The sequence below is a fragment of the Acinetobacter sp. YH12235 genome, from assembly GCF_013417705.1.
Lineage (GTDB): Bacteria > Pseudomonadota > Gammaproteobacteria > Pseudomonadales > Moraxellaceae > Acinetobacter.
This window is the reverse complement of the sequence record NZ_VPDL01000001.1, coordinates 1-25,054: the sequence shown is the minus strand read 5'-3', so window position 1 is coordinate 25,054 and position 25,054 is coordinate 1. Positions and strand designations below refer to the sequence as shown.

At 43.5% G+C, this 25,054-nt stretch carries 25 protein-coding genes; 11 read left to right on the top strand and 14 right to left on the bottom strand.

Features of this window, described 5'->3' with window-relative positions; all coding sequences use genetic code 11:
* Positions 1-6: 6 nt before the first annotated feature.
* From FTV13_RS00125 to FTV13_RS00100, 6 genes are all read left to right on the top strand, one after another.
* A complete protein-coding gene (locus FTV13_RS00125; RefSeq protein ID WP_179992619.1) occupies positions 7-1,278 on the top strand; it encodes an efflux RND transporter periplasmic adaptor subunit in 1,272 nt (423 codons plus the stop codon).
* A gap of 13 nt (positions 1,279-1,291) precedes the next feature.
* Positions 1,292-4,462 carry an efflux RND transporter permease subunit gene (locus FTV13_RS00120; protein ID WP_159123402.1) on the top strand — a complete coding sequence of 1,057 codons (3,171 nt, stop codon included), beginning with the start codon at positions 1,292-1,294 and terminating at the stop codon, positions 4,460-4,462.
* A 5-nt stretch (positions 4,463-4,467) separates the two neighbouring features.
* Positions 4,468-5,934 (top strand): multidrug efflux RND transporter AdeIJK outer membrane channel subunit AdeK, encoded by a 1,467-nt coding sequence (gene adeK / locus FTV13_RS00115; RefSeq protein ID WP_103799675.1) that lies wholly within the window; start codon positions 4,468-4,470, stop codon positions 5,932-5,934.
* A gap of 137 nt (positions 5,935-6,071) precedes the next feature.
* Positions 6,072-6,869 (top strand): RsiV family protein, encoded by a 798-nt coding sequence (locus tag FTV13_RS00110; RefSeq protein ID WP_159123400.1) that lies wholly within the window; start codon positions 6,072-6,074, stop codon positions 6,867-6,869.
* A 57-nt stretch (positions 6,870-6,926) separates the two neighbouring features.
* Positions 6,927-7,283 (top strand): YbjQ family protein, encoded by a 357-nt coding sequence (locus FTV13_RS00105; RefSeq protein ID WP_004784911.1) that lies wholly within the window; start codon positions 6,927-6,929, stop codon positions 7,281-7,283.
* 3 nt (positions 7,284-7,286) lie between these two features.
* The gene (locus FTV13_RS00100; protein WP_159123399.1) at positions 7,287-7,724 is read left to right on the top strand and encodes a YbjQ family protein; all 438 of its coding nucleotides are present in this window, start codon (positions 7,287-7,289) and stop codon (positions 7,722-7,724) included.
* Here FTV13_RS00100 and def read toward each other — a convergent pair whose 3' ends face one another.
* Complete coding sequence (gene def, locus FTV13_RS00095; protein WP_180010582.1) at positions 7,725-8,213, bottom strand: peptide deformylase; 489 nt, start codon at positions 8,211-8,213, stop codon at positions 7,725-7,727. It abuts the gene before it with no gap.
* A 317-nt stretch (positions 8,214-8,530) separates the two neighbouring features.
* On the opposite strand from def, the gene FTV13_RS00090 reads away from it, so the two are divergent.
* On the top strand, positions 8,531-9,808 hold the full coding sequence (locus FTV13_RS00090) for an MFS transporter (RefSeq protein WP_180010580.1): 1,278 nt from the start codon (positions 8,531-8,533) through the stop codon (positions 9,806-9,808).
* A 53-nt stretch (positions 9,809-9,861) separates the two neighbouring features.
* On the opposite strand, the gene FTV13_RS00085 is transcribed toward FTV13_RS00090, so the two are convergent.
* The gene (locus FTV13_RS00085) at positions 9,862-10,359 is read right to left on the bottom strand and encodes a DUF2505 family protein (RefSeq protein ID WP_159123396.1); all 498 of its coding nucleotides are present in this window, start codon (positions 10,357-10,359) and stop codon (positions 9,862-9,864) included.
* Positions 10,360-10,497: 138 nt separating this feature from the next.
* Positions 10,498-10,770, bottom strand: a complete 273-nt coding sequence (locus tag FTV13_RS00080; protein ID WP_004784921.1) for a hypothetical protein — start codon at positions 10,768-10,770, stop codon at positions 10,498-10,500.
* Positions 10,771-10,927: 157 nt separating this feature from the next.
* Here FTV13_RS00080 and FTV13_RS00075 point away from each other — a divergent pair, with 157 nt between their 5' ends.
* Complete coding sequence (locus tag FTV13_RS00075) at positions 10,928-11,809, top strand: alpha/beta fold hydrolase (protein ID WP_180010578.1); 882 nt, start codon at positions 10,928-10,930, stop codon at positions 11,807-11,809.
* Between the two features lie 34 nt (positions 11,810-11,843).
* Here FTV13_RS00075 and FTV13_RS00070 read toward each other — a convergent pair whose 3' ends face one another.
* Positions 11,844-12,329, bottom strand: coding sequence for a hypothetical protein (locus FTV13_RS00070; protein ID WP_180010727.1), 486 nt, complete (start codon positions 12,327-12,329; stop codon positions 11,844-11,846).
* A gap of 390 nt (positions 12,330-12,719) precedes the next feature.
* Between FTV13_RS00070 and FTV13_RS00065 the strand changes: the two genes are divergently transcribed.
* A complete protein-coding gene (locus FTV13_RS00065) occupies positions 12,720-13,166 on the top strand; it encodes a GNAT family N-acetyltransferase (protein WP_180010725.1) in 447 nt (148 codons plus the stop codon).
* Between the two features lie 13 nt (positions 13,167-13,179).
* On the opposite strand, the gene FTV13_RS00060 is transcribed toward FTV13_RS00065, so the two are convergent.
* From FTV13_RS00060 to FTV13_RS00040, 5 genes are all read right to left on the bottom strand, one after another.
* Positions 13,180-14,967 (bottom strand): diguanylate cyclase, encoded by a 1,788-nt coding sequence (locus FTV13_RS00060; protein WP_257218385.1) that lies wholly within the window; start codon positions 14,965-14,967, stop codon positions 13,180-13,182.
* Between the two features lie 231 nt (positions 14,968-15,198).
* On the bottom strand, positions 15,199-15,537 hold the full coding sequence (locus FTV13_RS00055; RefSeq protein ID WP_159123393.1) for an FKBP-type peptidyl-prolyl cis-trans isomerase: 339 nt from the start codon (positions 15,535-15,537) through the stop codon (positions 15,199-15,201).
* Positions 15,538-15,617: 80 nt separating this feature from the next.
* On the bottom strand, positions 15,618-16,241 hold the full coding sequence (locus FTV13_RS00050) for an MgtC/SapB family protein (RefSeq protein ID WP_103799665.1): 624 nt from the start codon (positions 16,239-16,241) through the stop codon (positions 15,618-15,620).
* A gap of 89 nt (positions 16,242-16,330) precedes the next feature.
* On the bottom strand, positions 16,331-16,861 hold the full coding sequence (locus FTV13_RS00045) for a YaeQ family protein (protein ID WP_103799664.1): 531 nt from the start codon (positions 16,859-16,861) through the stop codon (positions 16,331-16,333).
* 100 nt (positions 16,862-16,961) lie between these two features.
* Positions 16,962-17,966, bottom strand: a complete 1,005-nt coding sequence (locus FTV13_RS00040; RefSeq protein ID WP_180010566.1) for a GTP-binding protein — start codon at positions 17,964-17,966, stop codon at positions 16,962-16,964.
* A 393-nt stretch (positions 17,967-18,359) separates the two neighbouring features.
* Here FTV13_RS00040 and FTV13_RS00035 point away from each other — a divergent pair, with 393 nt between their 5' ends.
* Positions 18,360-18,614 (top strand): hypothetical protein, encoded by a 255-nt coding sequence (locus tag FTV13_RS00035; RefSeq protein WP_004784941.1) that lies wholly within the window; start codon positions 18,360-18,362, stop codon positions 18,612-18,614.
* A 327-nt stretch (positions 18,615-18,941) separates the two neighbouring features.
* Positions 18,942-20,546, top strand: coding sequence for a bifunctional 3-(3-hydroxy-phenyl)propionate/3-hydroxycinnamic acid hydroxylase (locus tag FTV13_RS00030; protein WP_180010564.1), 1,605 nt, complete (start codon positions 18,942-18,944; stop codon positions 20,544-20,546).
* A 61-nt stretch (positions 20,547-20,607) separates the two neighbouring features.
* Here the strand turns inward: FTV13_RS00030 and FTV13_RS00025 are convergent, their stop codons facing one another.
* The 5 genes from FTV13_RS00025 to FTV13_RS00005 all read right to left on the bottom strand — a co-directional run bounded on the left by FTV13_RS00025 (position 20,608) and on the right by FTV13_RS00005 (position 24,716).
* Complete coding sequence (locus tag FTV13_RS00025) at positions 20,608-21,222, bottom strand: glutathione S-transferase family protein (protein WP_171505579.1); 615 nt, start codon at positions 21,220-21,222, stop codon at positions 20,608-20,610.
* 123 nt (positions 21,223-21,345) lie between these two features.
* Positions 21,346-22,242: a LysR substrate-binding domain-containing protein gene (locus FTV13_RS00020; protein ID WP_159123387.1), complete on the bottom strand. Its 897-nt coding sequence runs from the start codon at positions 22,240-22,242 to the stop codon at positions 21,346-21,348.
* A 1-nt stretch (position 22,243) separates the two neighbouring features.
* On the bottom strand, positions 22,244-23,446 hold the full coding sequence (locus FTV13_RS00015; RefSeq protein WP_180010562.1) for an MFS transporter: 1,203 nt from the start codon (positions 23,444-23,446) through the stop codon (positions 22,244-22,246).
* 41 nt (positions 23,447-23,487) lie between these two features.
* The gene (locus FTV13_RS00010) at positions 23,488-24,051 is read right to left on the bottom strand and encodes a TetR/AcrR family transcriptional regulator (RefSeq protein ID WP_180010560.1); all 564 of its coding nucleotides are present in this window, start codon (positions 24,049-24,051) and stop codon (positions 23,488-23,490) included.
* A gap of 143 nt (positions 24,052-24,194) precedes the next feature.
* Positions 24,195-24,716 carry an acyl-CoA thioesterase gene (locus FTV13_RS00005; RefSeq protein ID WP_180010558.1) on the bottom strand — a complete coding sequence of 174 codons (522 nt, stop codon included), beginning with the start codon at positions 24,714-24,716 and terminating at the stop codon, positions 24,195-24,197.
* Positions 24,717-25,054 lie beyond the last annotated feature (338 nt).

Here is a 25,054-nt window from a genome sequence, read left to right as displayed (position 1 = left end):
GGAACAATGATGTCTGCAAAGCTTTGGGCACCCGCCCTGACTGCTTGCGCATTAGCAACAAGTCTTGCACTTGTTGGTTGTAGCAAAGATCCTAAAGAGGGCCAGCAAGCTGGTGCTCAGCAGCAAATGCCACCGACTGAAGTCGGTATTCTTGTTGCACAGCCACAAAGTGTCGAGCAGTCTGTAGAGCTCTCAGGTCGTACAACAGCATTTGAGATTTCTGAAGTACGTCCACAGGCTAGTGGTGTGGTGCTTAAACGCTTATTCACTGAAGGTAGCTATGTCCGTGAAGGTCAGGCACTGTATGAAATCGATTCAAGCACTAACCGTACTACTGTCGATAATGCTCGTGCTGCGATTGCCCGTGCTGAAGCGAATCTAGGTGTATTGCGTGTTAAAGAAGGCCGTTACCGTCAACTGGTCGGTACCAATGCCATTTCTAAACAGGAATACGATGACATTGCAGCACAGGTCAAACTGGCTGAAGCTGATTTGAATGCAAACCGTGCAACTTTACGTAATGCTGAAATCAACCTGGGCTATTCAACCGTACGTGCCCCGATTTCTGGTCAAACTAACCGTTCTTCGATTACGGCGGGTGCGTTAGTGACTGCAAATCAGACAGAACCACTGGTTACGATTCAGCGTCTAGATCCAATCTATGTAGATATCAACCAATCCAGTGCTGAACTGCTGCGCCTGCGTCAACAGCTAAGCAAAGGCAACCTCAACAGCTCAAACAACACCAAAGTGAAGTTAAAGCTTGAAGATGGCAGCATCTACCCTGTCGAAGGCCGTCTTGCATTCTCGGATGCCAGCGTGAACCCTGAAACAGGTACTGTGACTTTACGTGCAGTATTCCCGAACAAGAACCATTTACTTCTGCCAGGTATGTTTGCCACAGCGCAAATCGTACAGGGTGAAATTCCAAATGCCTTCATGATTCCACAAGCGGCGTTAACCCGTACGCCTACTGGTCAAGCCATGGCGATGCTGGTGGGTGCTGATAATAAAGTGACTCCACGTCCAGTAACGACAGTCGGGACTCAAGGCAGCAACTGGATCGTAACCGAAGGTCTTAATCCGGGTGATAAAGTGATTGTTGACGGTATTGCTAAGGTAAAACCTGAACAGCAAGTGGTGCCTAAACCTTATCAACCTCAAGCGGCTGCCCCACAAGGTGCTGCTCAACCAGCTGCACAGCAACCTGCAGCAGATGCAAAAAAGGCAGATGATGCAAAGAAACAACCTGAACAAAAACCTGCTGCAAATGCATAAGGAGTAATGGTTCATGGCTCAATTCTTTATCCATCGCCCGATTTTTGCATGGGTGATTGCATTGGTAATTATGCTGGCGGGTATTTTGACCATCAGCAAAATGCCAATTGCTCAATATCCGACGATCGCGCCACCGACAGTCACCATTTCTGCGACTTATCCGGGTGCATCTGCAGCGACTGTAGAAAATACAGTAACGCAGATCATCGAGCAGCAGATGAACGGTCTGGATGGCTTGCGTTATATTTCTTCGAACAGTGCCGGTAACGGTCAGGCATCCATCGCCTTAAACTTTGAACAGGGTGTCGATCCTGATATCGCACAGGTACAGGTACAAAACAAGTTACAGTCAGCGACTGCACTTTTGCCTGATGATGTACAACGTCAGGGTGTACGTGTTACCAAATCTGGTGCCAGCTTCCTTCAGGTATTAGCTTTCTATTCGCCTGATGGCAGCCTGACTGCAGATGACATTAAAGACTATGTGAACTCAAATATTTCTGAACCTTTAAGCCGTGTGGCCGGGGTTGGTGAAGTTCAGGTCTTTGGTGGTTCTTATGCAATGCGTATCTGGCTGGATCCAGCCAAAATGGCTAGTCTGCAAGTGACTCCAAGTGATGTGGCTCAGGCAATCCGTACCCAGAACGCTCAGGTGGCTGTCGGTCAATTAGGTGGTGCGCCACAGATTGAAGGTCAGGTGCTGAATGCGACGGTGAATGCGCAAAGTCTGCTGCAAACACCTGAACAGTTCGAAAACATCTTCTTGAAAAATACCACTTCAGGTGCTCAAGTCCGTCTGGGCGATGTCGCACGTGTAGAACTGGGTGCAGACAACTACCAGTTTGATTCTAAATTTAACGGTAAACCAGCTGGCGGTGTTGCGATTAAACTTGCAACTGGTGCCAATGCGCTGGATACCGCTGAAGCAGTTGAAGAGCGTTTAAAACAGTTACGTCCGAACTATCCTCAAGGGATGGTAGATACACTGGCATTTGATACCACACCATTCATTCAGTTATCGATTGAATCGGTGGTTCATACTCTCATTGAAGCGGTCATTCTGGTCTTCATCGTAATGTTCCTGTTCTTGCAGAACTGGCGTGCAACGATTATTCCAACCATGGCCGTTCCAGTGGTTGTATTAGGTACTTTTGCAATCATTAATATCTTCGGCTTCTCGATCAATACCTTGACCATGTTTGCGATGGTTCTTGCAATTGGTCTGTTAGTCGATGATGCGATCGTTGTGGTTGAAAACGTTGAACGTGTCATGGCTGAAGAGCATCTTGATCCTGTGAGCGCGACTGCAAAGTCGATGAAACAGATCTCTGGTGCGCTGATCGGTATTACCTCTGTACTGTCTGCAGTATTCGTACCAATGGCATTCTTTGGTGGTTCTACAGGGGTTATCTATCGCCAGTTCTCAATCACGCTGGTCACAGCAATGGTTCTGTCTCTGGTGGTGGCCTTAACCTTTACCCCTGCCCTGTGTGCGACCATTCTGAAACAGCATGATCCGAACAAGCCGCAAAGCAACAACCCGGCTGCGCGTTTCTTCCGCTGGTTTAACCATAGCTTTGACCGTGTTTCTGTGAAATATCAGGGCGGTGTCAATCGTATGACCCACCACAAGATTTTCTCCGGTATCATCTATGCGGTGGTGATCGGGATTATTGTGCTGATCTTCCAGAAACTTCCTTCTTCATTCTTACCTGATGAAGACCAAGGTGTCGTGATGACGCTGGTACAGTTGCCACCAAATGCAACCCTAGAACGTACCGATAAGGTCATCAATACCATGACCGGTTACTTCCTGGAAAATGAAAAAGATCATGTCCAATCTGTCTTCAGTGTGGCTGGTTTCTCATTCACAGGTGTAGGTCAAAACGCTGGTCTGGCATTTATTAAACTAAAAGACTGGTCTGAACGTACCACACCAGAATCACAGGTCGGTGCAATTATCCAACGTGGTATGGCACTGAACATGATTGTGAAAGATGCGTCTTACATCATGCCGTTACAATTGCCAGCGATGCCTGAACTGGGTGTGTCTGCCGGCTTTAACATGCAGTTAAAAGCAGCAAGTGGTCAAAGCCATGAGCAACTTTTAGCAGCGCGTAATACTGTTCTGGGTCTGGCTGCACAAGACAAACGTCTTGCAGGTGTCCGTCCAAATGGTCAGGAAGATAACCCGCAGTACCGTGTGATTGTCGATCATGCACAAGCCGGTGCTTTAGGTGTCAGCATTTCTGAAATTAACAGCACCATGAGCATGGCGTGGGGTGGTTCGTACATTAACGACTTCCTTGACCGTGGTCGTGTGAAAAAAGTGTACGTTCAGGGTGAAGCCAGCTCTCGTATGATGCCGGAAGACCTGAACCAGTGGTATGTTCGTAACAACCGTGGCGAAATGGTTCCGTTCTCGGCATTCGCAACCGGCGAATGGACCTATGGTTCGCCTCGTCTGGAACGCTATAACGGCGTATCTGCGATGAACATTCAGGGTACACCAGCACCGGGTGTGAGCTCAGGTGATGCAATGCGCGCAATGGAAGAAATCATTGCCAAGCTTCCTGAAATGGGCATGCAAGGTTTCGACTATGAATGGACTGGTCTGTCTCTGGAAGAACGTGAGTCTGGCGCACAAGCACCATTCTTGTACGCGCTTTCACTGTTGATCGTGTTCCTATGTCTGGCTGCATTGTATGAAAGCTGGTCAATTCCATTCTCGGTTCTTCTGGTTGTACCACTAGGTATCGTGGGTGCATTACTATTGACCTTTGGCGGTATGATTCTGTTTAAAGACCCGAACCTGTCGAATAACATCTACTTCCAGGTAGCGATTATCGCCGTAATTGGTCTTTCTGCGAAAAACGCAATCTTGATTGTGGAGTTCGCCAAAGAGCTGCAGGAACAGGGCGAAGAGTTGTTTGATGCGACCCTGCATGCGGCAAAAATGCGTTTACGTCCAATTATCATGACCACCCTTGCCTTCGGTTTTGGTGTACTTCCACTAGCACTTGCTTCAGGTGCCGGTGCGGGTAGCCAGCACTCTGTCGGTTACGGTGTCCTCGGTGGTGTAATCAGTTCGACGCTTTTAGGTATCTTCTTTATTCCTGTATTCTACGTGTGGATTCGAAGTATCTTTAAATACAAACCAAAACAACAAAATCAGGAGTACTAGTCGTAATGCAAAATATATGGTCTATTACAGGTCGTAGCATTGCGGTATCTGCCCTCGCGCTTGCTTTGACTGCATGTCAAAGCATGCGTGGCCCAGAGCCCGTTGCAGAGGCAAATATCCCAAGCAGTTATACCAATGCTTCAGGTACTTCTGTAGCAGAACAGGGTTATAAAGAATTCTTTGCTGACCAGCGCCTGTTACAGGTACTGGACTTGGCATTGACCAATAACCGTGATTTGCGTACTGCCGCATTAAACATTCAGCGTGCCCAACAGGCTTATCAGATTTCTGAAAATGACCGCCTGCCAACCATTGGTGCGAGCGGCAGCGTGTTACGTCAGGATACTGGCAGTAACAACCCGCAAAGCCGTGGCGCTGTAACGACTTATAATGTCGGTCTAGGCGTAACTGCATTTGAGCTGGATTTCTGGGGTCGTGTGCGTAGCTTGCGTGACAATGCACTGGATACTTATCTGGCGACTCAAAGTGCGCGTGATGCGACTCAGATTTCTCTGATCGGTCAGGTGGCCCAAGCATGGCTGAGTTACTCATTTGCCAATGCCAATCTGGCGCTGGCTGAGCAAACGCTGAAAGCCCAGCTTGAATCTTACAACCTGAACAAGAAACGTTTTGATGTGGGGATCGATAGCGAACTTCCAGTACGTCAGGCACAGATTTCTGTTGAAACTGCACGTAATGATGTTGCCAACTATCGCACCCAGGTGGCTCAGGCACAAAACTTGTTAAATCTGCTTGTAGGTCAACCCGTACCGGCCAACCTGTTACCGGCACAACGTGTTACCCGCATTACCTCTAATGCGGCCCTAGGTGCAGGCTTACCAAGTGACCTGCTGATTAACCGTCCGGATGTACGTGCAGCTGAATACCGTCTGTCTGCGGCAGGTGCCAATATTGGGGCTGCCCGTGCACGTCTGTACCCAACCATCAGTCTGACGGGTTCTGCAGGTTTTGCATCTGCGGATCTGGGTGATCTGTTCAAATCTGGCAGTTTTGCGTGGTCTATAGGCCCAAGTCTGGATATTCCAATTTTCGATTGGGGTACACGTCAGGCCAATATTCGTATTTCTGAAACAGATCAGCAAATTGCGCTGTCAGATTATGAAAAATCCATTCAGACTGCATTCCGTGAAGTGAATGATGCCCTGGCGGTACGTCAGAATATTGGTGACCGTATTGCTGCTCAACGCCGTCTGGTTGATGCGACTAACACGACTTACCGCCTGTCTCTAGCACGTTTCCGTGCCGGTATTGACAGCTATCTGACTGTACTGGATGCACAACGTGCTTCATATGCAGCGGAACAAGGTTTGTTATTACTTGAACAGGCGAATCTGAACAGCCAGGTTGAGCTGTACAAGAGTCTTGGTGGTGGTTTGAAAGTTAACACTTCAGACACCGTACCGTATCGCCCGTCTGTGACCGAACAGCGTCGTGCCGAACAGGCAAAATAAGCTTAATCTCTTTTTCAGAAAAGCTCACTTCGGTGGGCTTTTTTTATACGTTGGTCCAATAGCCGATATATTTTATTGAATCAAGAAATCTGTATACTCAATTGGATGAGACTTAACACTTTATAAAATGTAAATCGATGAAAAAAATATTGTTATCTGCCTTGGTAAGTTCAATTTTCTTAACCGCATGCCAACAAAAAAATACAGTAGATTCAAAACCTGAACCAACAGCGGAAACCGTCGCTGAAAAAGAAAGCTTACCGTTGATTAAGGCTAAAACTGAACGTGTACAGCTCAGTAAAAATGAAGTATGCCATCCAGCCAGTGAGGATGAGTTTGCCAGTTGCACTAAATATCATCTGCAAACAGTGAAAACGAATGTAAATTGGTTAAACCAATATTTTTTGGAGCGTTTACAAAAAGACCATGCTGAAGCTTTCGACAAATCACCTGCTGTAGAGGTCACTCTTGATCCTGAAATGCCATCAACCAACTACAGTACCACTGCTGTACGTTATATCGGTCAGCATTACAATATCGCAAACTTTACATACTTTTCCGAATATTACCCAGCAGGCGCTGCACATGGTATGCATCATAGTGACTACGTTATTTTTGATCTCAATACCAAGCAGCGTTTAAGCCTGAATGATATTTTGGCACCTGCAAGCAAAGAAAAACTCAAAACTGAACTTTACGAACATAATCGTGAGTGGCTTGAACAACATCATATTGAGCAAAATGCATTTGAAGTAAGTGATAATTTCTATTTCAATGCCAATGGAATTGTATTTGTCTATCCATTGTATGAATTGGCTTCTTATGCAGAAGGTATTACTGAACTTGAACTTCCCTATTGGTCAGCTCAAGGGGTGATCCAAACAAAGTATTTACCCCAGCTGCCTGAGTCATCTGAAGAAATTTATAATGACTAAACTATCTATTTTAAGTGTAATAATAATCAAAGTATTTTTTCTAATTTAGGGATATGAATGTTACTAAGCAATCTGGAATCTGTACCGGGACATACCATTCGCCAGCAAATCGATGTGGTCTATGGCAGTACTGTGCGCAGTAAGCATGTTGGACGTGATTTGCTGGCCGGCCTGAAAAATATTGTCGGCGGCGAGTTGACCGCTTATACCGAATTACTGGAAGAATCCCGTCAGGAAGCCATGAACCGGATGATTGAAAAAGCTCGCAGTATGGGTGCCAATGCGATTGTGGGTATTCGTTTTTCTACCTCAAATATTGCCCAAGGTGCTTCTGAACTGTTTGTTTATGGCACAGCAGTCATCGCTGATCCAGTCATGCCTAAACTGCCTGATCCATTTCCACAGGCGAACTAATGCATGGACGGATTGATTATACAGATTGTCATTTTTGCCATTCTGTTCAGCGTGGGTTTCGGTTTTGGTCGCTATAACGAGCGCAAGCATCTGCAATATCTGGATGAGCAGGAACAGCGTTTAGCTTATATCCGGGTCAATAATAGCCGTTTTAACGAATCTACATTCCCCGGTCATATGATCAGCAGCAATGTGGTCATTTCACATGATTACTTTAAATATGCGATTGCTAATGTGCAAAACATGTTAGGTGGTCGTTTGACCAGTTATGAGAGTGTCGTTGAACGGGCACGACGTGAAGCTATAGTACGGTTAAAACTGGAAGCAGAAAAAATGGGCGCTGACCAGATTATGGGAATCCGCCTCAGTACGACTGAACTTGGCATGCAAGGCGGTATGGTTGAAGTCTTTGCTTATGGCACTGCAATTCAGACCAAGTAATTATGCTTCTGCAAGCTTCTCTACAAATAGAATTCCATTCAGGTGGTCAATTTCGTGCTGTACAATTCGTGCCGGAAAGCCTTTGAACACTTGAACCATTTCATTTCCCTCTAACGTAAAATAACGTACCTGAATCTCTTCTGCTCGAACTACCCTCCCTCTTTGCTCGGGCACACTTAAACAGCCTTCCTCACCCAATACTTGTGTAGCTGAAGTACTGATAATCTCCGGATTGATCATGGTCACAGCTTCCATATACGGCGCGTCTGGATAACGTAAATTGGGCCGTGATGCGACAATAATAATGCGTTTAGAGACATAAACCTGCGGTGCTGCAATGCCCACGCCCTGACGTTGTTGCATGGTCTCCATCAAGGCGCTGTTAAATTGCCGCAACCAGTCACTGTCAAATTCAGCCTGTGTGACCGGACTGGCAATTAGGGTTAAAATGGCCTCACCTTGCTGTGCCACCGCCAAGGTATTTGTCATCGCGCTATCCTGTATTTTTTTCATTTAACTCTATCTTAGAGGGAAAATTACAGAATGAACATCATACTAAAATGAATAAATACGTCTAAAAAAGATAAGCTGTGTTTTAAGTAGTATGTCGAAATCCAGCTTATGGTTGCCTTAAAAACTTCACTTAACAGGAAAATAATTAATCAAAATATTCCAAATAATTTCGTTCGTTCAAATTTTAATAACTTTTAGTTTAGATTAAACAAAGAAAGATTGATTATTCAAGAAAATAACCCTTCTTTAAAATCAGCATTCAAGTCATGGATATTAAATAATGGAACGACCACATGAATGCACAACCCTATCTGAGCCGTGCTGATAAACGCACCCTCGGACTATCGTCCCTAGGTGGCGCACTGGAATTCTATGATTTTGTCATTTATGTGTTCTACGCCAAACTAATTTCCGAACTGTTCTTTCCAAGTACCCTGAGTCCATTTTGGGCCATGCTGAATACCTATGGCATCTTTGCTGCAGGCTATTTCTTCCGCCCACTCGGTGGTGTGGTGATGGCACATTTTGGGGATCTGATCGGTCGTAAACGTCTATTCAGTCTATCCATCTTGCTGATGGCGCTACCGACCCTCATGATCGGGATCATGCCAACCTTTGAAAGTATTGGTTATGCTGCACCATTACTGCTGCTATTGATGCGTGTTATTCAAGGTATTGCGATTGGCGGTGAAATTCCGGCTGCCTGGACCTTTGTGTCAGAGCATGTGCCAGAACGCCGAATTGGGATTGCCAATGGTTTGCTGACTGCCGGCCTATCGCTCGGGATTCTACTTGGTGCCCTAATGTCGTTATTTATTTCACTTCAGTTCACTGAAGCGGAAATCAAAGACTGGGCTTGGCGCGTTCCATTCATTCTGGGTGGGATTTTCGGTTTTATTGCCCTTTACCTGCGCAGTTATTTGAAAGAAACTCCAGTTTTTAAAGCCATGCAAGCTCGAAAAGAGCTTTCTAAAGAATTACCGGTCAAGCAAGTGCTGTTAAGCCACAAAACTGCTGTAGGCATCGGGATGTTATTTACCTGGTTCCTGACCGGCTGTGTGGTGGTCTTGATTCTGGCGATGCCGAATCTGCTGGGGGCTAGTTTTGGCTTCGAACGTGCTGATGCATTCAAAATGCAAAGTGCTGCGATCCTGATGCAAATGCTCGGTTGCATTATTGCGGGTGTACTGGCTGACCGTTTCGGTGCAGGCAAGGTCATTTTACTTGGCTCTATTTTTGTCGCGGCAATGGCCGGGATTTTTTATCACAGTCTGGGTCATGTTGAAGCGTCAACGGTGTTCATGCTTTACATGTTGCTCGGTCTAAGCTCAGGAACCGTGGGCATGGTGTCCTATAGCATGGTGAAAATGTTCCCGGCACAAATCCGTTTCAGCGGAATTTCATTTTCCTATAATCTGGCCTATGCGATTGCAGGTGGAATCACCTTGCCACTGGTGCAATGGTTGAGCCTGTATAGTAATATTGGTGCCCTGTACTATATCTGGACTGTGTGTCTAGTGACCCTATTCACTGCCCTGCTTTACCGCAGCAAATTTGAAAAAACAGCCTAAAATAAAAAAGAGCCTGACTCAAAGGCTCTTTTTCTAATCGTAAAAATACGAGCTTAAGCTGTCAGATTCTTGCGTAGCTCATCTTCCACGATGCTGATCTCGATTTCACTGAACTTACGGATTTCACCTTCGGCATGTTTTTCTAGCATGCCACCGACCAAAGGCACTTTCACATTCACCGTCCAGTTTAACTGGAACTGGATCTGCTGTTCATCACCTGTAACGGCACGCTGACATTTGGCTTCAATTGGCAGATTGGCACCTAGTTCCACAACAGAAGTCATTTCTTCTAAATTGCTGACATCGGTACGTTGCAAGCGAAATGCATCTTTTAGCAGTTTTTTGGCAATATCTGGGATTTTGACATCCAGATTGTAGGCACGTTTCAGGGTATACAGGTGTCCCTGCTTTTCTGAAACCAGAATTTCCATATTTTGAGCAGGGATCCGATGACAAACCGCTTCATGCAAACTGATGTCATTTGCCAGACGTTTAAATTCATCAATCGAAACACCGCGAATAATTGCATTTACGGTAAACTGGTGGGCCATATCTATTTTCCTTATTTTTATTAGGGGTTATGGACTCAAATTAAGTCAAATGAATCATCTGACAGAGAAGATAAGCTATTTAAGTCAATTTTACATCGGCTGTCATTATTTTTTTATTGAGAAAAATTGGCATTGAGGTCAATGTTTCCAGGCAATTTTTGCAGATATACAGGGTCCACAGCTGAGTAAAAGCTGAACTTCACGATACTCAATGACCGCATGAAATTCTTCTGCCCCATCATCTAGGCCGGAAGCATACCAGACCGTACCCGCAGGAAATTTCTTTAACCAGCTGGCCTTATAAAAATCAGAAACGGAATCAAACTGTAAATAGTGTTCCGGTTCTGCTTCAACCTGAGTCGCTAAAGCCATAAATTTCTGTAATTGTGCCTGATGAAAATCAATCAGCATGAGGCAGCCCTTCCTTTTGTATGAGGCGATTACATGCCATATAGGTAAGCATAGATGTCATTTACGACTCGTGAGTTTTGACATCATGGCTTAGATCAGATTAAAAATAATATAGATTCACCTCCCCTGATTCAATCCACGTATAAGGATATCCAGTATGCAACAAGGAAAAGTTCAGGTTGAAACCGTGCAGTTTTTGGCAGAAGATGGCTATACCTTAACCGGCAAGCTTTACCGCAGTGAATATGCCAAAGCCAATATTGTCATCGCCTGTGCGACAGGTGTTCCCCAAGCTTTTTACCGGCGCTTTGCCGATTATGCAGCACATGCAGGTTTTCAGGTACTGACTTTTGATTATCGCGGGGTGGCTGATTCTGCACCTAAACGGTTAAAGAATTTTAAGATGTCCTATCTGGACTGGGGGCAATATGATCTCAGCGCTGCGATTGATTATCTCAGCCAAACCGGTCTGGACATCTATATGATTGGCCATTCCTATGGCGGACAGGCCTTGGGATTAAGCAAATATCATGATCGCATTGAAGCAATGTACTGCTTTGGCACTGGTGCTGGCTGGCATGGTTATATGCCTTTAACTGAAAGAATCAAGGTTCAGGTAATCTGGAATATTGTTTTCCCACCGATGGTGGCAGTGACAGGTTATTTGCCATGGAACCGTTTAAATATGGGCGCTGACTTGCCACGTGATGTTTATCGTCAGTGGCGCAAATGGTGTAAAAATCCGACCTATTTCTTTGCCGATCCTGAACTGAAAGACCTGCATGCCCATTATGCCGCGGTAAAAACACCTATTTATGCCGTAGCCGCGCTTGATGATGCCTGGGCCTTACCTGAATCCAGACAAGCCTTTATGCAACATTATCGTCAGGCTCCGTTGCATTATATCAATATTCAGGCAGCTGATTATGGACTCAAGCATATGGGACATATGGGTTATTTCCGTCAGGGCGCAGAACAGCTCTGGGATGAAGTGCTTACCAAGTTCAGCGAATTACATCAACTCAAATATGCAGCTTGATTTTAGTTTCTAGAGCATTTAAGCATTTAGCTGCTTAAGCATAACGTGCCTGTTGAACATTGGTTCGGATTTCCTGACGGTGTTCCTCGCCGAAACGGTCGACATGGGCATAAAATACCCCATAACGGCCGACATAATACTCCAGTGACTGGTCATAAAAATTCCAGAAAATTGACCATTCGCCTAAATCCATCTGACGGATTTGTGTACCGGTATGCATCGGCATCTTACGGAGCAATTCCTGCTGTAACTGCTCTGCTTCATTGCGATCCTGAATCTGAACCTGATGTTGGAAAAATAATTGCGCCACGTCATCAAACAGTTCCAGCTCATAGGCATCGACCACATGCAAGGTTTCCTGAGAATCAGATTGATTCTCTTCAGCATTCCTGGAAATCGGGTCCGCTTTTTTGACACGTTTACTTTTTACATAACGCTGGGTTTTATAGATTTTCATGCCGATAAACCACATCGCATAAATTATCAGGGCTAGACATGAAAAAATCAGGAATTTAAGAATCATTGATCATCTCGTGTGGTTAATTTTATTTTTATCACGGTCTGCCAATTCTTGATTTGGCGATCTTCTTTTAACTTAACACAAGTCTATTTTTTGTACAGCAAACATGAGGATTTTTTTAGATCTTCTTGGATTTTTTCTTCGGTTGAGCCTTATTTCCCATTATTCAATTTGAAATGATAGTCTAAAATCTTGTTAAAAATTAGAATTAAACCAGAAGGCCAATATTGATCAAGATAAATAAATCAGACAAATCACTACAGAATCGATCATCAACTCTTGGTTCTTTAGCAAATGCACTCAAAAAGCTACACGATTGGTATTTGTTTTTCTGAGCATTTTCCTTCAAATAAAAGGTCCCTCTTTATGGTCGAGTAAATGAATAAAATTATGATTCGTGAAGGGAAGATTCAAGATATACCTCAAATAATTCAGGTCATCCACGACAGTATTCAATCCTGTATTTTGGATCATCAACGTGAAGACAGCGTGATCCAGCGCTGGCTGGAGCAGTTTAATCACGCCCAGTTAATTGTGGAAATGCTTTATAACGACTGTTGGGTGTATATTTTGAATGATCAGATTGTCGGCTTTTTGCTGGTCAGTGACACTGGAGAAATCCTGATGCACTATGTGGCTGCACGTTTCCAGCGACTCGGGGTTGGCACCCAGCTTTTTGATCAGATGCACAAATCCTTAGTGCGTAAAAATATCCATAAAATTAAAGTCCAATCGACTCAAACAGCTTTAAGTTATTATCAAAAAAATGGATTTTTCTCACCGAATCCTCAATCGGAAAATGAAGAAAATTATCATTTATATAAATACGCTTTTTAAAATTAAAACTTTTTTATGTCATTTTAAGTTGATCTCGCCCTGCCTGCTTAGCCGCATATAACTGTACATCTGCCGCTTTCATCAGTGCATGAATATCTGGATATGGATGTGTTTGATCCATCCAGGAAATGCCCATACTGACCGTGACATAGGATTTATCATCTGTGCGATTTAAATGTTCAAATTGCTGTTCGCGAATCTTGATTAAGACTTTTTCCAGAGATTGAAATGCTGGCTGGACAGGTACATCAGTAAGTAGAATCGCAAATTCTTCTCCACCATAACGGGCTAAATACGCGGATTCGGGGAGTACCGTCTGAATGACCTTGACCAGATTCTGTAAAATTTCATCTCCTTTTAAGTGCCCATAATAATCATTGTAGTTTTTAAAATAGTCGACATCGAGCATGGCAAAAATCAGTGTACTGTGTGGATGTTGCTGACAGTATAAAAACTGCTGCTGGATTTGGTCATTTAAAGCACGGCGGTTAAAGGCACCCGTCAAAGCATCAATATTCACCTGATGTTCGAGTTTGGCATTCAGTTCACGTAATTGCTCGGTACGTGCTTTGACTTTCTGATCGAGTGAATTATTTAACTCTTTCAGATTCATATTCAACTGCTCTGTCGCATAGGTTTGATGGGCATAATTTTGCGACTGCTGAAACATGATGATCACAGCATACAGACTGGTCGAGATAAAAGACAGATGCACACTTTCAATCACATTGATCAGCAATAAATAGTCATTTATAAAGGTCAGGCATAGAAAAATGACCGCATAGAGAGTCAAGCGCGAATAATTGTCTTTATGATGTAAAGTCTGATAAAAGCCATAGATAAAATTGACCACCACGACTATCCCGAAAATCGCACTATACAAGGCCAGACGTTGAAAATTTTCCGGATCGATCAACAGGGTTACGACACAGTTCAGTAGTAAAAGTCCTGCGGCAACACTATAAATAAATCGATGCAAATAGCGCTGATTAAACAGGTACATATAACTGAGGAAAAATAGAATCGCCAGGAAAGTGAACAGATATTCTAGGCGTGTTCCCCATAGCCAACCGAGCTTAGTCACGATCGAATAGGCATACGGCGCTGCAAAAAAGTTATGCAGGGCCAGAAAAATAATGAACAAGCCAAAGATAAAAATACTTTTGCTATTGCGTTCTGTTGAACCCCGAAACATTGAAAAAAGAATCGTAAAAAAACCCACCCCAAGCACCAGTCCACAGACTATACTGATGCTCATCATAAGCTGCTGATACTGACGGTTAATAGTTCCGGCTGTTCCAATGCGTATAGGCTGTTCAATCCCGCCATGCAGATGGGTATAGTTTGAGGCCTGAATACTCATGGTGAAATATTCACTCTCAGGAACAAAATAACCGATTCGAGGAGCCCTTTCATTTCTCTGCTCTTCCGCTGTTTTCGCAATTTCCCCATGCCGCAGAATAAATTTTCCATCGATATAGATTCGATAGGCACCATATTCAGCCGGAATATGCACGGCGATCCGACGTCCGATAAATTCTGATGGAATTTTGAAATGTCCGATAAAGGTTCCATAGCCAATATTTGAACCGGTCAGGTCTTTAAATGAAGCGGGTAATTGAACCTCTTGCGGAGTAAGTACGGAACTTGGTTCAGTAATAAACTGGTTTGGATAAAACTGCCAATTTTGGGGCAATTGGCTACTATGATCTTCAGTAAAGTGAATTTCGGAAATATGCGGTTGACTGTGCTGCGTGACAGAGGAAGATTCAAGAGATGCCTGGGCGAAAACTGGAATCATCACTAATAGGACCCAGCTAATGCTCCAAATCAATATTACAGAATAGACATTCCTTATCATGTTTTGCAAAGACAGTATTTTCCTGAAAAGTGCTTTATTCTTCTTATAATCTACGTCGAATAGCAGGGAGTGCAAAGCTTTTTTTGTAGCTCATCGGATGAAGTCCATCTAGCTATGACTTCACCCGTTCAACATTCACTCATCACAATGAATGAAGCTTATTTCAGTGAATCAATCACGTGTTTTAACATCATACAGTTCGATTTCAAAAATCAGGTTTGAATTGGCCGGGATGATATTCCCCATTTTACGTTCACCATAAGCCAAATGAGCAGGCACAATTAGTTTACGCTTACCGCCCACTTTCATACCGATAATCCCTTGATCCCAGCCCTTGATCACACGGCCAGTGCCAATCACGGTTTCAAAATAGTTACCACGATCCAGTGATGAGTCAAACTTGGTGCCATCTTCTAGCCAGCCAGTATAGTGAGTCGTAATAAGCGCGCCCTTAACCGCTTCTTTACCTTCACCCACTTTCAAATCAATAATTTCTAGCTCTTTGGTCATGACCAATATCCTTTCTCTGGCAAATACGCATAGTATAAACGGGATTAGACAGAATTCCTTTAGCTTTGAGGCTTAAAGGATTAAAAGCTGAGTTCCTGGATATTTGAATCATTCAGTAAATAGTTAGTCAATTTTTTATGATTTTCGGCGGAGCCAATTAAAATCCAGCGTCCACTAATACGGTGTTCCGTTTTATGCTGCACACTGCGAACGACTTTCATATTATAAGTTTTAAATAATTCTTCGTATTGCTCTAAGGTTTTACGTTGATAAGGACAGATAATTCGGTAGGTTCGTGCCTGACTTAAAGTTTCTATTCCCTCTTGGACATAGATCAGAAAAATCAGCACGATTAATACAATAAAAGTAGCAAACAGACTCAGCCATTCATAACCCGCGCCAGCTGCCATGCCCAGTGCTGCTGTCATCCAGATGGTTGTCGCTGTCGTAATGCCTGAAATCCGGTTTTCATCTTTAAAGATAACTCCCGCACCAACAAAGCCCAAGCCAGTAAGGATATTGGCTGCAATCCTATCCTGACTATCCAGACCAATTTTGATTGACATAATCGTGAACAAGCAGGAACTCAGACTGACCATGATCATAGTCCGCAAACCGGCAGACTTACTGCGATATTCGCGTTCTGCACCAATAATTGCACCAATACCGAGGGCAATGAGCAAACGATAAAGATCCGGATGCATATATTTATCCCTGTTTCATTTTTATTATTGTCAGGTATACGCAATTTCTGAATCAGGATACAAGCCGAGACTTGCATCCTTATTGGCTGTTATTGTAACTGTTCCCATTCAATTACAGCTTGGGCCTGATCACCGATCAAGGTCCATTCGCCATCCATGACATTCAGTTGCAGCTGCATGGTACGTTCACATAACTGTTGTACCGCTTCAGTGCTGGCGGTCGAGATTTTCCAGACCTCAACATTCGACAGCGTTTTCAGTTTGGAATTACGTTTATACCATTCATCAACTGAAGAACCATAAGCAACTACTGCGACCTGTTTGCAACGTGCGCTGGCTTTTTTGACTTTATCTTCGTCAGGACAACCCACTTCGATCCATTTCAATAATTGGCCAGTCAGGTCTTTTTCCCACAGCGCTGGCTCATCAGTCTCAAACAGATCCTTGGTAAATTCAAGCGCTTCGCCAGCAAAACGTGCATAAGCCAGAATACGTACCATCAGACGTTCAATGGTTTCCGAAGGATGTAGTGCCATCGTCAACTGATAGTCTTCATAACGATGGGTATCCATATCGGCAACGTTCAAATCTGCCTTATAAATTGTCGCTTTTAACGCCATAATACAATCCTCAAATTTGGCGCCTAGCATATAAGATTTATTGATTTTTTGCTGGACAGATTTCGTCTTATCTAGCTATTTTCTATACACAGATTCGAAGCTATTTTTCCTGCTCAATCCGGCATTGCATTAAAGCAGTTTCAAACTCCAGCCAGTCACGTGAGGTCTGGTAAATCACTTCTACCCGGTTATCAATGCCTTCTTCGGCAGACTGATAATTAAACTGATCAGGATTGAAATTAAAGCTTTTCCAGCCCTGATTGGTATTAAAAATCCCTTTGATTCTGAGCCAATCCTGCTGCTCACAAAGCAGATCCAGCAGATCATAAAAATCAAACTGCCAGCGTTTTGGCAATTTCCAACCTGCCACCTGATAGCCTTGTGCACTTTCAACATAATGATAAGGCAACTGATGTACGACAGCCGGCACCTCTCCCAACACTTGGCGCTGTTGCTTGAGCAGTGGCTGAATCTGACGTGAAGCACCCTGATAATCCTGTTTGATTTGCTCAATATCCAGCTGTCCGTTTTCTATCATCAGCCAGTGCTGGGCATATGGCTGATACTCAGACTTGAGTTCAGTTAAAGCAGCATGATCAGTTTCAGTCATCAAATCAGCATGGGAAATAACCACGATATTGGCAACTTTCAGCTGATCCGCATACAGGTTCTGATGCGTCCAGTCCCGATCATGTAAACGTGAACCATCGACTACCGTGACCAGAGCCTGCATTTTCAAATGACTCTGCCAATGCGGTTCGGTGAGCTGTTCCAGCAGTTGCCCGGGATGTCCGAGTCCTGTAGGTTCAATAAATAGCCGGTCCGGTTTGGTTTCTGACAATAGCCGGGATAAAGCAATCTGCATTGGCAACTGACTGCTACAACATAAACAGCCGCCCAGCAATTCTTTCACTGCATAGCCCTGATCCTGAGGCAGTAATTGCTGGTCGACGCCAATCTGACCAAACTCATTCATCAGCACAGCCCAGACTTCTTGCTCCGGTTTCTGGCTCAGTAAATATTTTAATAAAGTGGTTTTACCAGCACCCAAGAATCCGGAAATGATGTGTACAGGAATAGGCTGCTGAGCGGCAAGAACTTTCAAAATTGATTCTCTCTCAAAGATAGAATTAGAATGAGTAAACCTGACTATTATAGAACACTGGACTCTTGCAAAAATGTTCATTCTTGGATGATTAGATTCTATTTATCTCGGTTCAAATAAAAATAACAGTCTGTAGTAAGTACTTTTTAACCGTTAACTAGTTCACTTAAACGCTATATTTGAAATATTTACACACATTTCCAGCTAACAATTTCCTATACATTTAACAGAAGAAAACAAATTTCCAATGATTGTATTTGCTTGGTTAACAGCTTCGTGCGGCTTTTGTTAATTGCTTTGCTCCATAAAATTTTCATGCTTAGGATGACTTCCTGCCGGATTGATGTGATGGTCATTCGGCAGTTTATAAATGTAATAAAAAGGATGCTCAACATGAAATATACACAAATCTTACTTGCAACAACGCTTACTGCAGCCGCAGCTACCAGTTTTGCAGCAAACAACACCACTGACACGAAGACCACTGAGGAACAGAAAGTCACTGTGACAACTCAGGAACTTCCTGCAACGAATAACCCAAATCCAAATGTAACCACAGCTGGACCTGCTGACCAGCCTGCTGCGTCTGAAGCTGCTACAGAAGACAAAGATGGTAAAAAAACGACTAAGTCGACATCGACTCGTTAATCAGGTTTAAAGCAACATCTCGTGCAGTAAATCTCCAGTAGGTTTGACCTATGCTGCCGGATGTAGACTAAGGCTGAATCATGCAACTGCGTGATTCAGCTTTTTTATACCTTATAGGCTATTCACTATAGCCAGAAATGATCATAGGATTCATTCATCTTATGAATAAATTTAAATATTATTATTTATTATCAATAACTTATTAAAATAAAATTCTTTTCAACTAAATCTTTTTGATAGACATGACCTACTATGGACTAGCTTGTTTAGCGCTATTGATTGTTCCTTAATAGTCTCAATCCTGAATTGATGGAATGGACATTCGCGATGAGCAATACAAATTACACCACTGAAGTGGCGATTTTGGGGGCCGGCCCGGTAGGTTTAACAATTGCCAACTATTTAAGCAAACAGGGTGTACAGGTCACTGTGGTTGAACAGCTAGATAGTCTGATCGATTATCCGCGTGCCATCGGCATTGATGATGAATCCTTGCGTACCATTCAATCTTTGGGACTGGTTGATCAGGTCTTGCCGCATACGACCCCGAATCATGCCATGCGCTTCCTGACACCCAAAGGCCGTTGCTTCGCAGACATTCAGCCACTGACTCGTGAATTTGGTTTCTCCCGCCGTAATGCTTTCATTCAGCCACAAGTAGATAACGTTCTGCTAGAAGGCCTCAAACAATATAAAAAAACTGAAGTACTTTTCTCTCGCCATCTGACACATTTCAGCCAGGATGCTGAGGGTGTAACTTTAAATGTTCAGACTAAAAATGGCAGCTTAGAAACCATTCGTGCGCAATACCTGATTGCCTGTGATGGTGGAAACTCTTATGTACGCCGTACCCTCAACATTCCATTCGAAGGTGAAACTGCGCCAAACCAGTGGATCGTGATTGATATCGATAATGACCCATTGGCAACCCCACATATTTATCTATGCTGTGACCCGGTGCGTCCTTATGTATCAGCTGCCCTGCCGCATGGCATTCGCCGCTTCGAATTCATGGTTATGCCAGGCGAAACTCAGGAAGAACTCAGTAAACCGGAAAATATTGCTAAACTGCTTTCTAAAGTTTTACCGAATACCGATGGAATCGAAGTAATTCGTCAACGTGTCTATACCCACAATGCACGTATTGCAGATAAATTCCGTGCTGACCGTATCCTGCTTGCTGGTGATGCTGCGCACATCATGCCGGTATGGCAAGGCCAAGGCTATAACAGCGGTATGCGTGATGCCTTTAACTTGGCGTGGAAAGTCGCATTGGTGATCCAGGGAAAAGCAAGTCATGAATTACTGGACTCTTACCAAGTGGAACGTAAGGATCATGCCAAAGCGATGATTGATCTTTCAGTGATGGCAGGCCACGTTCTTGCGCCACCAAAAAAATGGCAAGGTTTTGTTCGTGATGGTATTGCTTATGCATTGAACTATATTAAGCCAATCAAACAGTACCTGCTGGAAATGCGCTTTAAGCCTATGCCGAAGTATCATGATGGTGCCCTGCTGGCCAATACTCAAAAAGACTCTCCAGTCGGCAAGATGTTTATTCAGCCGCAGGTGAAACTGGAGTCTGGTGAAACTGTATTACTCGATGAAGTGATTGGCAATGACTTCGCCATCATTGCCTGGGGGGTGGATCCGAAATGGGGCTTAAGCAAGGAAACGATACAGCAATGGAAAAACCTTGGCGTGAAATTTATCCAAGTCATTCCTGCGGTTCAGTTGTCTAATCAACATCGTAAGCAATACGAAGATGTGATCACCATTGGTGATATCGGTACGGACATTCGTACCTGGTTCGGCAAGACCAAGGACTCTATCGTCATCCTGCGTCCAGACCGCTTCGTGGCAGCCTTAGCGATTCCTCAATCTATAGAAAGCACAAGTCAGGCGCTATTTAACAAGCTCCATGTCAAATAATTGACCTCAGTCAAAAAAACCACGCTACGGCGTGGTTTTTATTTATAGATGAACATAAAAGCTAAGTTCGGTATTGCTCAAACCATGAAATATCTTTGAGAGAATCACGACGTGCCATTTGCTGTAGGAAAGGTTTAAATTCTTCCAACGGCGGCAAAATTTTGGTACTAATTGCGAAGATCAGACAATAGGCCACATATAGATCTGCAGCAGAAACTTTTTCACCTAAAAGATAAGGCTTGGCCTGCGACAAACCTCGTTTAAAAAAATCAAATACCGCGGCTTCGTTACCAAAACTTAAACTGGTTCGGACCTTTTCAATCTGTTCTTGAGATACTTGTAAATTTTTTACATCAATATATTCAGTCAGTGGCCCATGACAGAAGAAAATCCATTTTAAATAAGTACCACGCTTGGGATCATCTAAAGCGGGTGCCAATCCTTTGTCCTGATACTTATCTGCCAGATAGATGATAATAGCCGCCATTTCTGAAATTACGACGCCTTGATCAACCAGACAGGGAACTTTACCCATCGGATTGATCTGAAGATATTCAGGTTGATGCATATCTTTAAAAGGAACTTCCACCTGCTCAAGCTGGTCTTCAATCTGTAGTTCTTTAAGGATAGGCAGCAAGGTCATGCCGCGTGACTGAGGGTTGTTATAGAGCTTCATCATTCTGCTTCAACCGATTTCTTATTTTTTGAATTTCAGTATAAAGCGATTTTCCTCTGCGATTAAAAAGCATGTGCTACAGATCATTTCTGTAGCACATTTCATTTATGGAAGATCAATAATTTACTTAAAAAGGTCTACACAAAACTTTTCTTTAAGCACTTTCAGAATCAGTTCAATCGCAGGATGCTGGTTATTTTTACGGTAACTGACATAGAGAGCAATCATCGGTAAAGGTTCCAGCGTTTTCTTCACCACAATATTATCGCCGAGTAAAGGAATCACATAGGCTGGTACCAGACTCCAGCCAACCCCCATGCCGACCAGATTGACATTCAGCAGAATATTGGTGGAATACTGCACCACATTCACGTTCAGTTTCGATTGCCTAAAAAAATCATCAATAATCTTATGCAGCTGTGGTGAAGCCTGCTCATCACTAATCACAAAGTCCTGATTTTCAAACTTCTTGATGCTGACATAGGGCATTTCTGCGACCGGAGAATTTTTCGGCACAATCAGCGTCAGTGGCTCATCAAAAATCTGAACGGACTCAAACTCATCCGACTGATCTCGGTAGCGGGTAAAGGCAATATCAATACTGCCCTGTCTCAGCGCGCTAAACTGTTCTGCATCGGTCAGGCTATGAAACAGTGCTTTCAGTTCAGGAAAATGTGCACGGATATTCGGCATGATATAAGGAAAAATTTTCATTTCCGCGACCGGTACGAAGCCGATATTCAGCTGACCCTTATGTGCATGGGCGATCTGACGGGCTGCCTGCACGGCACGTTCCGCATGTTCTAAGCTCAACAGAGCTTCCTTTAAAAAAGCCTGTCCAGCCTCGGTCAGCTCAACCTTGCGGTTATTCCGCTCCAGCAATTGCGCATCCACTTCACGCTCCAGATCCTTAATCTGCTGACTGAGTGAAGGCTGAACAGTATTCAGTTTTTCAGCTGCCCGAGTGAAATTCAGCTCTTCAGCCACTGTAACAAAATAGCGTAAATGTCTTAATTCCATTTTATTCTTCCGGTAAGGATGCTGAAATCGAAGGTCGCTTCCTGGCCACATATTGACGGTAGATCAATAAAGTGAAAATCACCATCACTGCACAGAACATATAGGTCTTTTCAAAACCGTATTGCGCAATGATCATACCCATCACTACTGAACCCACTGCCAGTCCAATATCAAACAGGGTAAAAAAGGTAGAAATTGCATAGCCCATACGCTGTTTTTCGACAGATTGAATCGCTAGAGTTTGTAAACATGGAAATAATGAACCGTAACCAATTCCGATAAATACCGCAGACAACCACATAGTCCATTGGCTGGACATGACACTGACAATCATCATGCCAATCGCAAAGAAAATAAAGGAAGGATAGATAACTGCACTTGGTCCTTTACGGTCGTAAATTTTGCCCACCCAAGGCCGTACCAACAACATTGAGGCCGCAAAAACAATAAAGAAGATGCCGGTATAAGCCAGTAGTTGCTTGGTTTCACTAAAGGGCGTGATAAAACTCATGATACTGGAGTAAGCAAAAGCCGTGAGCAGTGCCACAAAACTCACCGCCAGCACTTTGACTTCAATAATGTCATGCAGGCTGAATTTTGATTTTTCGACCACTGTAGCTTGAGGTTTTGCTAATTCGGTAATTTTCAGCATGAAGGAAAAGATCAAGCCGATAGAGATAATCACGGCAAGCAAGCCAAACAGCACTTTAAAGCTGGTGAACTGAACTACGGTTAAGGCCAGTAATGGACCAAATACCACACCCAGATTAGTCGACATGACAAAATAGCCCATGCCCTCACCCTTACGAGATTCCGGAATAAACTCATTTGCAACGGGAACGGTGACCGTCGTCAGGATGCTGAACCAGATCCCATGTAAGAAACGCACTGCCAATAATGACCACATGCTATCGACCAGCAGATAACCAAAGGAAAATAAGGCAAAAATAACTCCGGCTCCGCGCATTGCCAATTTCTTGCCGAGTTTCTCGATGATCATGCCAGAAAAAGGTCGAACAGCGATGGAGGAAACTAAGAACAGGGTCAAAGCTAAACCTGCTTCTTTGACTGATCCGCCCAGATCTTTCATGATATAAACCGGCAGAATGGTCAGTAAGGCAAAGTAATAGACAAACAGGAACAGATTGTTCAATAAACACAGAATAAAGGAGCGATTCCATAAGCGCTCAGGACTAGCAGACATAACACGCAACTTTTAAAAACAAATTTAAGAACTGACTAAACTCAGGGAGAAATCAAAGCTGGGCTTAAGGCCAGATCTACCAGATTCTGGATATATTGATCATCCGGCATGCGGTTGAAGAAAATGATCTGGTAATGAATCGGCCCGTATAAGGTGTCCAGCATCAGATCAAAAGGATAATCCGCACGTAATTCCCCACGCTCGATGGCCTGTTGAATCAATTGGTGGGTTTGTTTTCGACGTGGTAATAGATACTGCTGAAAAAAGTCTGCAGCCAGCTCCCGATGATTGGCCATAACGACCAGCAAAGCTCGGCCTACCGGATGATTAAGCGCCAGAACCAGCAGAGTTAGCTGTTGAACCAGATTGCTGCGCAAGCTTTGTGAAGCATCCAGTTCAAATACCCCTGCTGTGCGCTGCTTAAACGCATCTAGTACCAGTTCAGATTTATGTTTCCACCAGCGGTAAATCGTAGATTTGCCAACCCCTGCCCGTGCAGCCACATCTTCAATCGTTAGCTGATGATATTCACCTTCTGCCAGTGCATCCGAAACCGCCTGTAGAATACTGTGCTGGCGCCGTGAACATTTTTCTTCTTCACTCATGCTTAAAACCAAAAAAACAAAACGATACGTATCGTTTCATAGTAGATTAAAAAACAAGCTTAAGCCAGAGTTAAATGAATTTTATAGGCAAAAAAAAGACCTCTCATTGAAGGTCTTTTTAATAAGCAAATTAAGTTTAGTTCTTAGCTATGCGCTGATTTTTTATAGATACTGCATGAAGGATGATGATTTTCCTGCAGACGGGCAACTTTACGTTGTTCAGCTGCTTCAAAACGGCAACGTTTCCAGTCATTGTCCAGATTCAGCGGTGGAATCTGTTTAGGCTTACCATTTTCATCAACAGCGACCATCGTGAAGTAGCAACTATTGGTATGGCGTACAGTACGTTTCTGAATATTTTGCGCTTCTACACGAATGCCAATTTCCATTGAAGTACGACCTACATGGTTCACACTTGCCAGGAAAGTCACCAGCTCACCCACATGAATCGGTTCTTTGAAATTTACTTTGTCCACAGACAGGGTTACGACATAACTACCCGAATAGCGACTCGCACAAGCATAAGCAACCTGGTCCAATAATTTCAGAATTGTTCCACCATGTACATTTCCTGAAAAGTTCGCCATATCTGGCGTCATAAGGACCGACATCGTTAACTCTGACTGGTCATCCGATGCTGTTGCAATTTGATCTAAAGGGGACATCGTTTTCTCTGAACTCTTTGAATGACAATGATATAGACCATTATTATAGCGTTTTTGGCCTAAATAAAATGTTCAATTCGGCAAATAAAACATCATAATTCTTGATATGAAATTTTTCTCCATACAAAAAAAAAGATATTCCTCTGAGGATCCATAGAAATCATCAGAAAGTTATTTTCAGTAACTATAAAATAAACAGGAATTTATCCACTAGGGCTTGTTGAGAATTAACAAAGGCTACTGATTAATTTATAATAGTACTATGGATAGATACATACTTACTGATGCCCAATGGGCAAAAATGGAACCTTTTTGCCTAGGTAAAGTGACCGATCGAG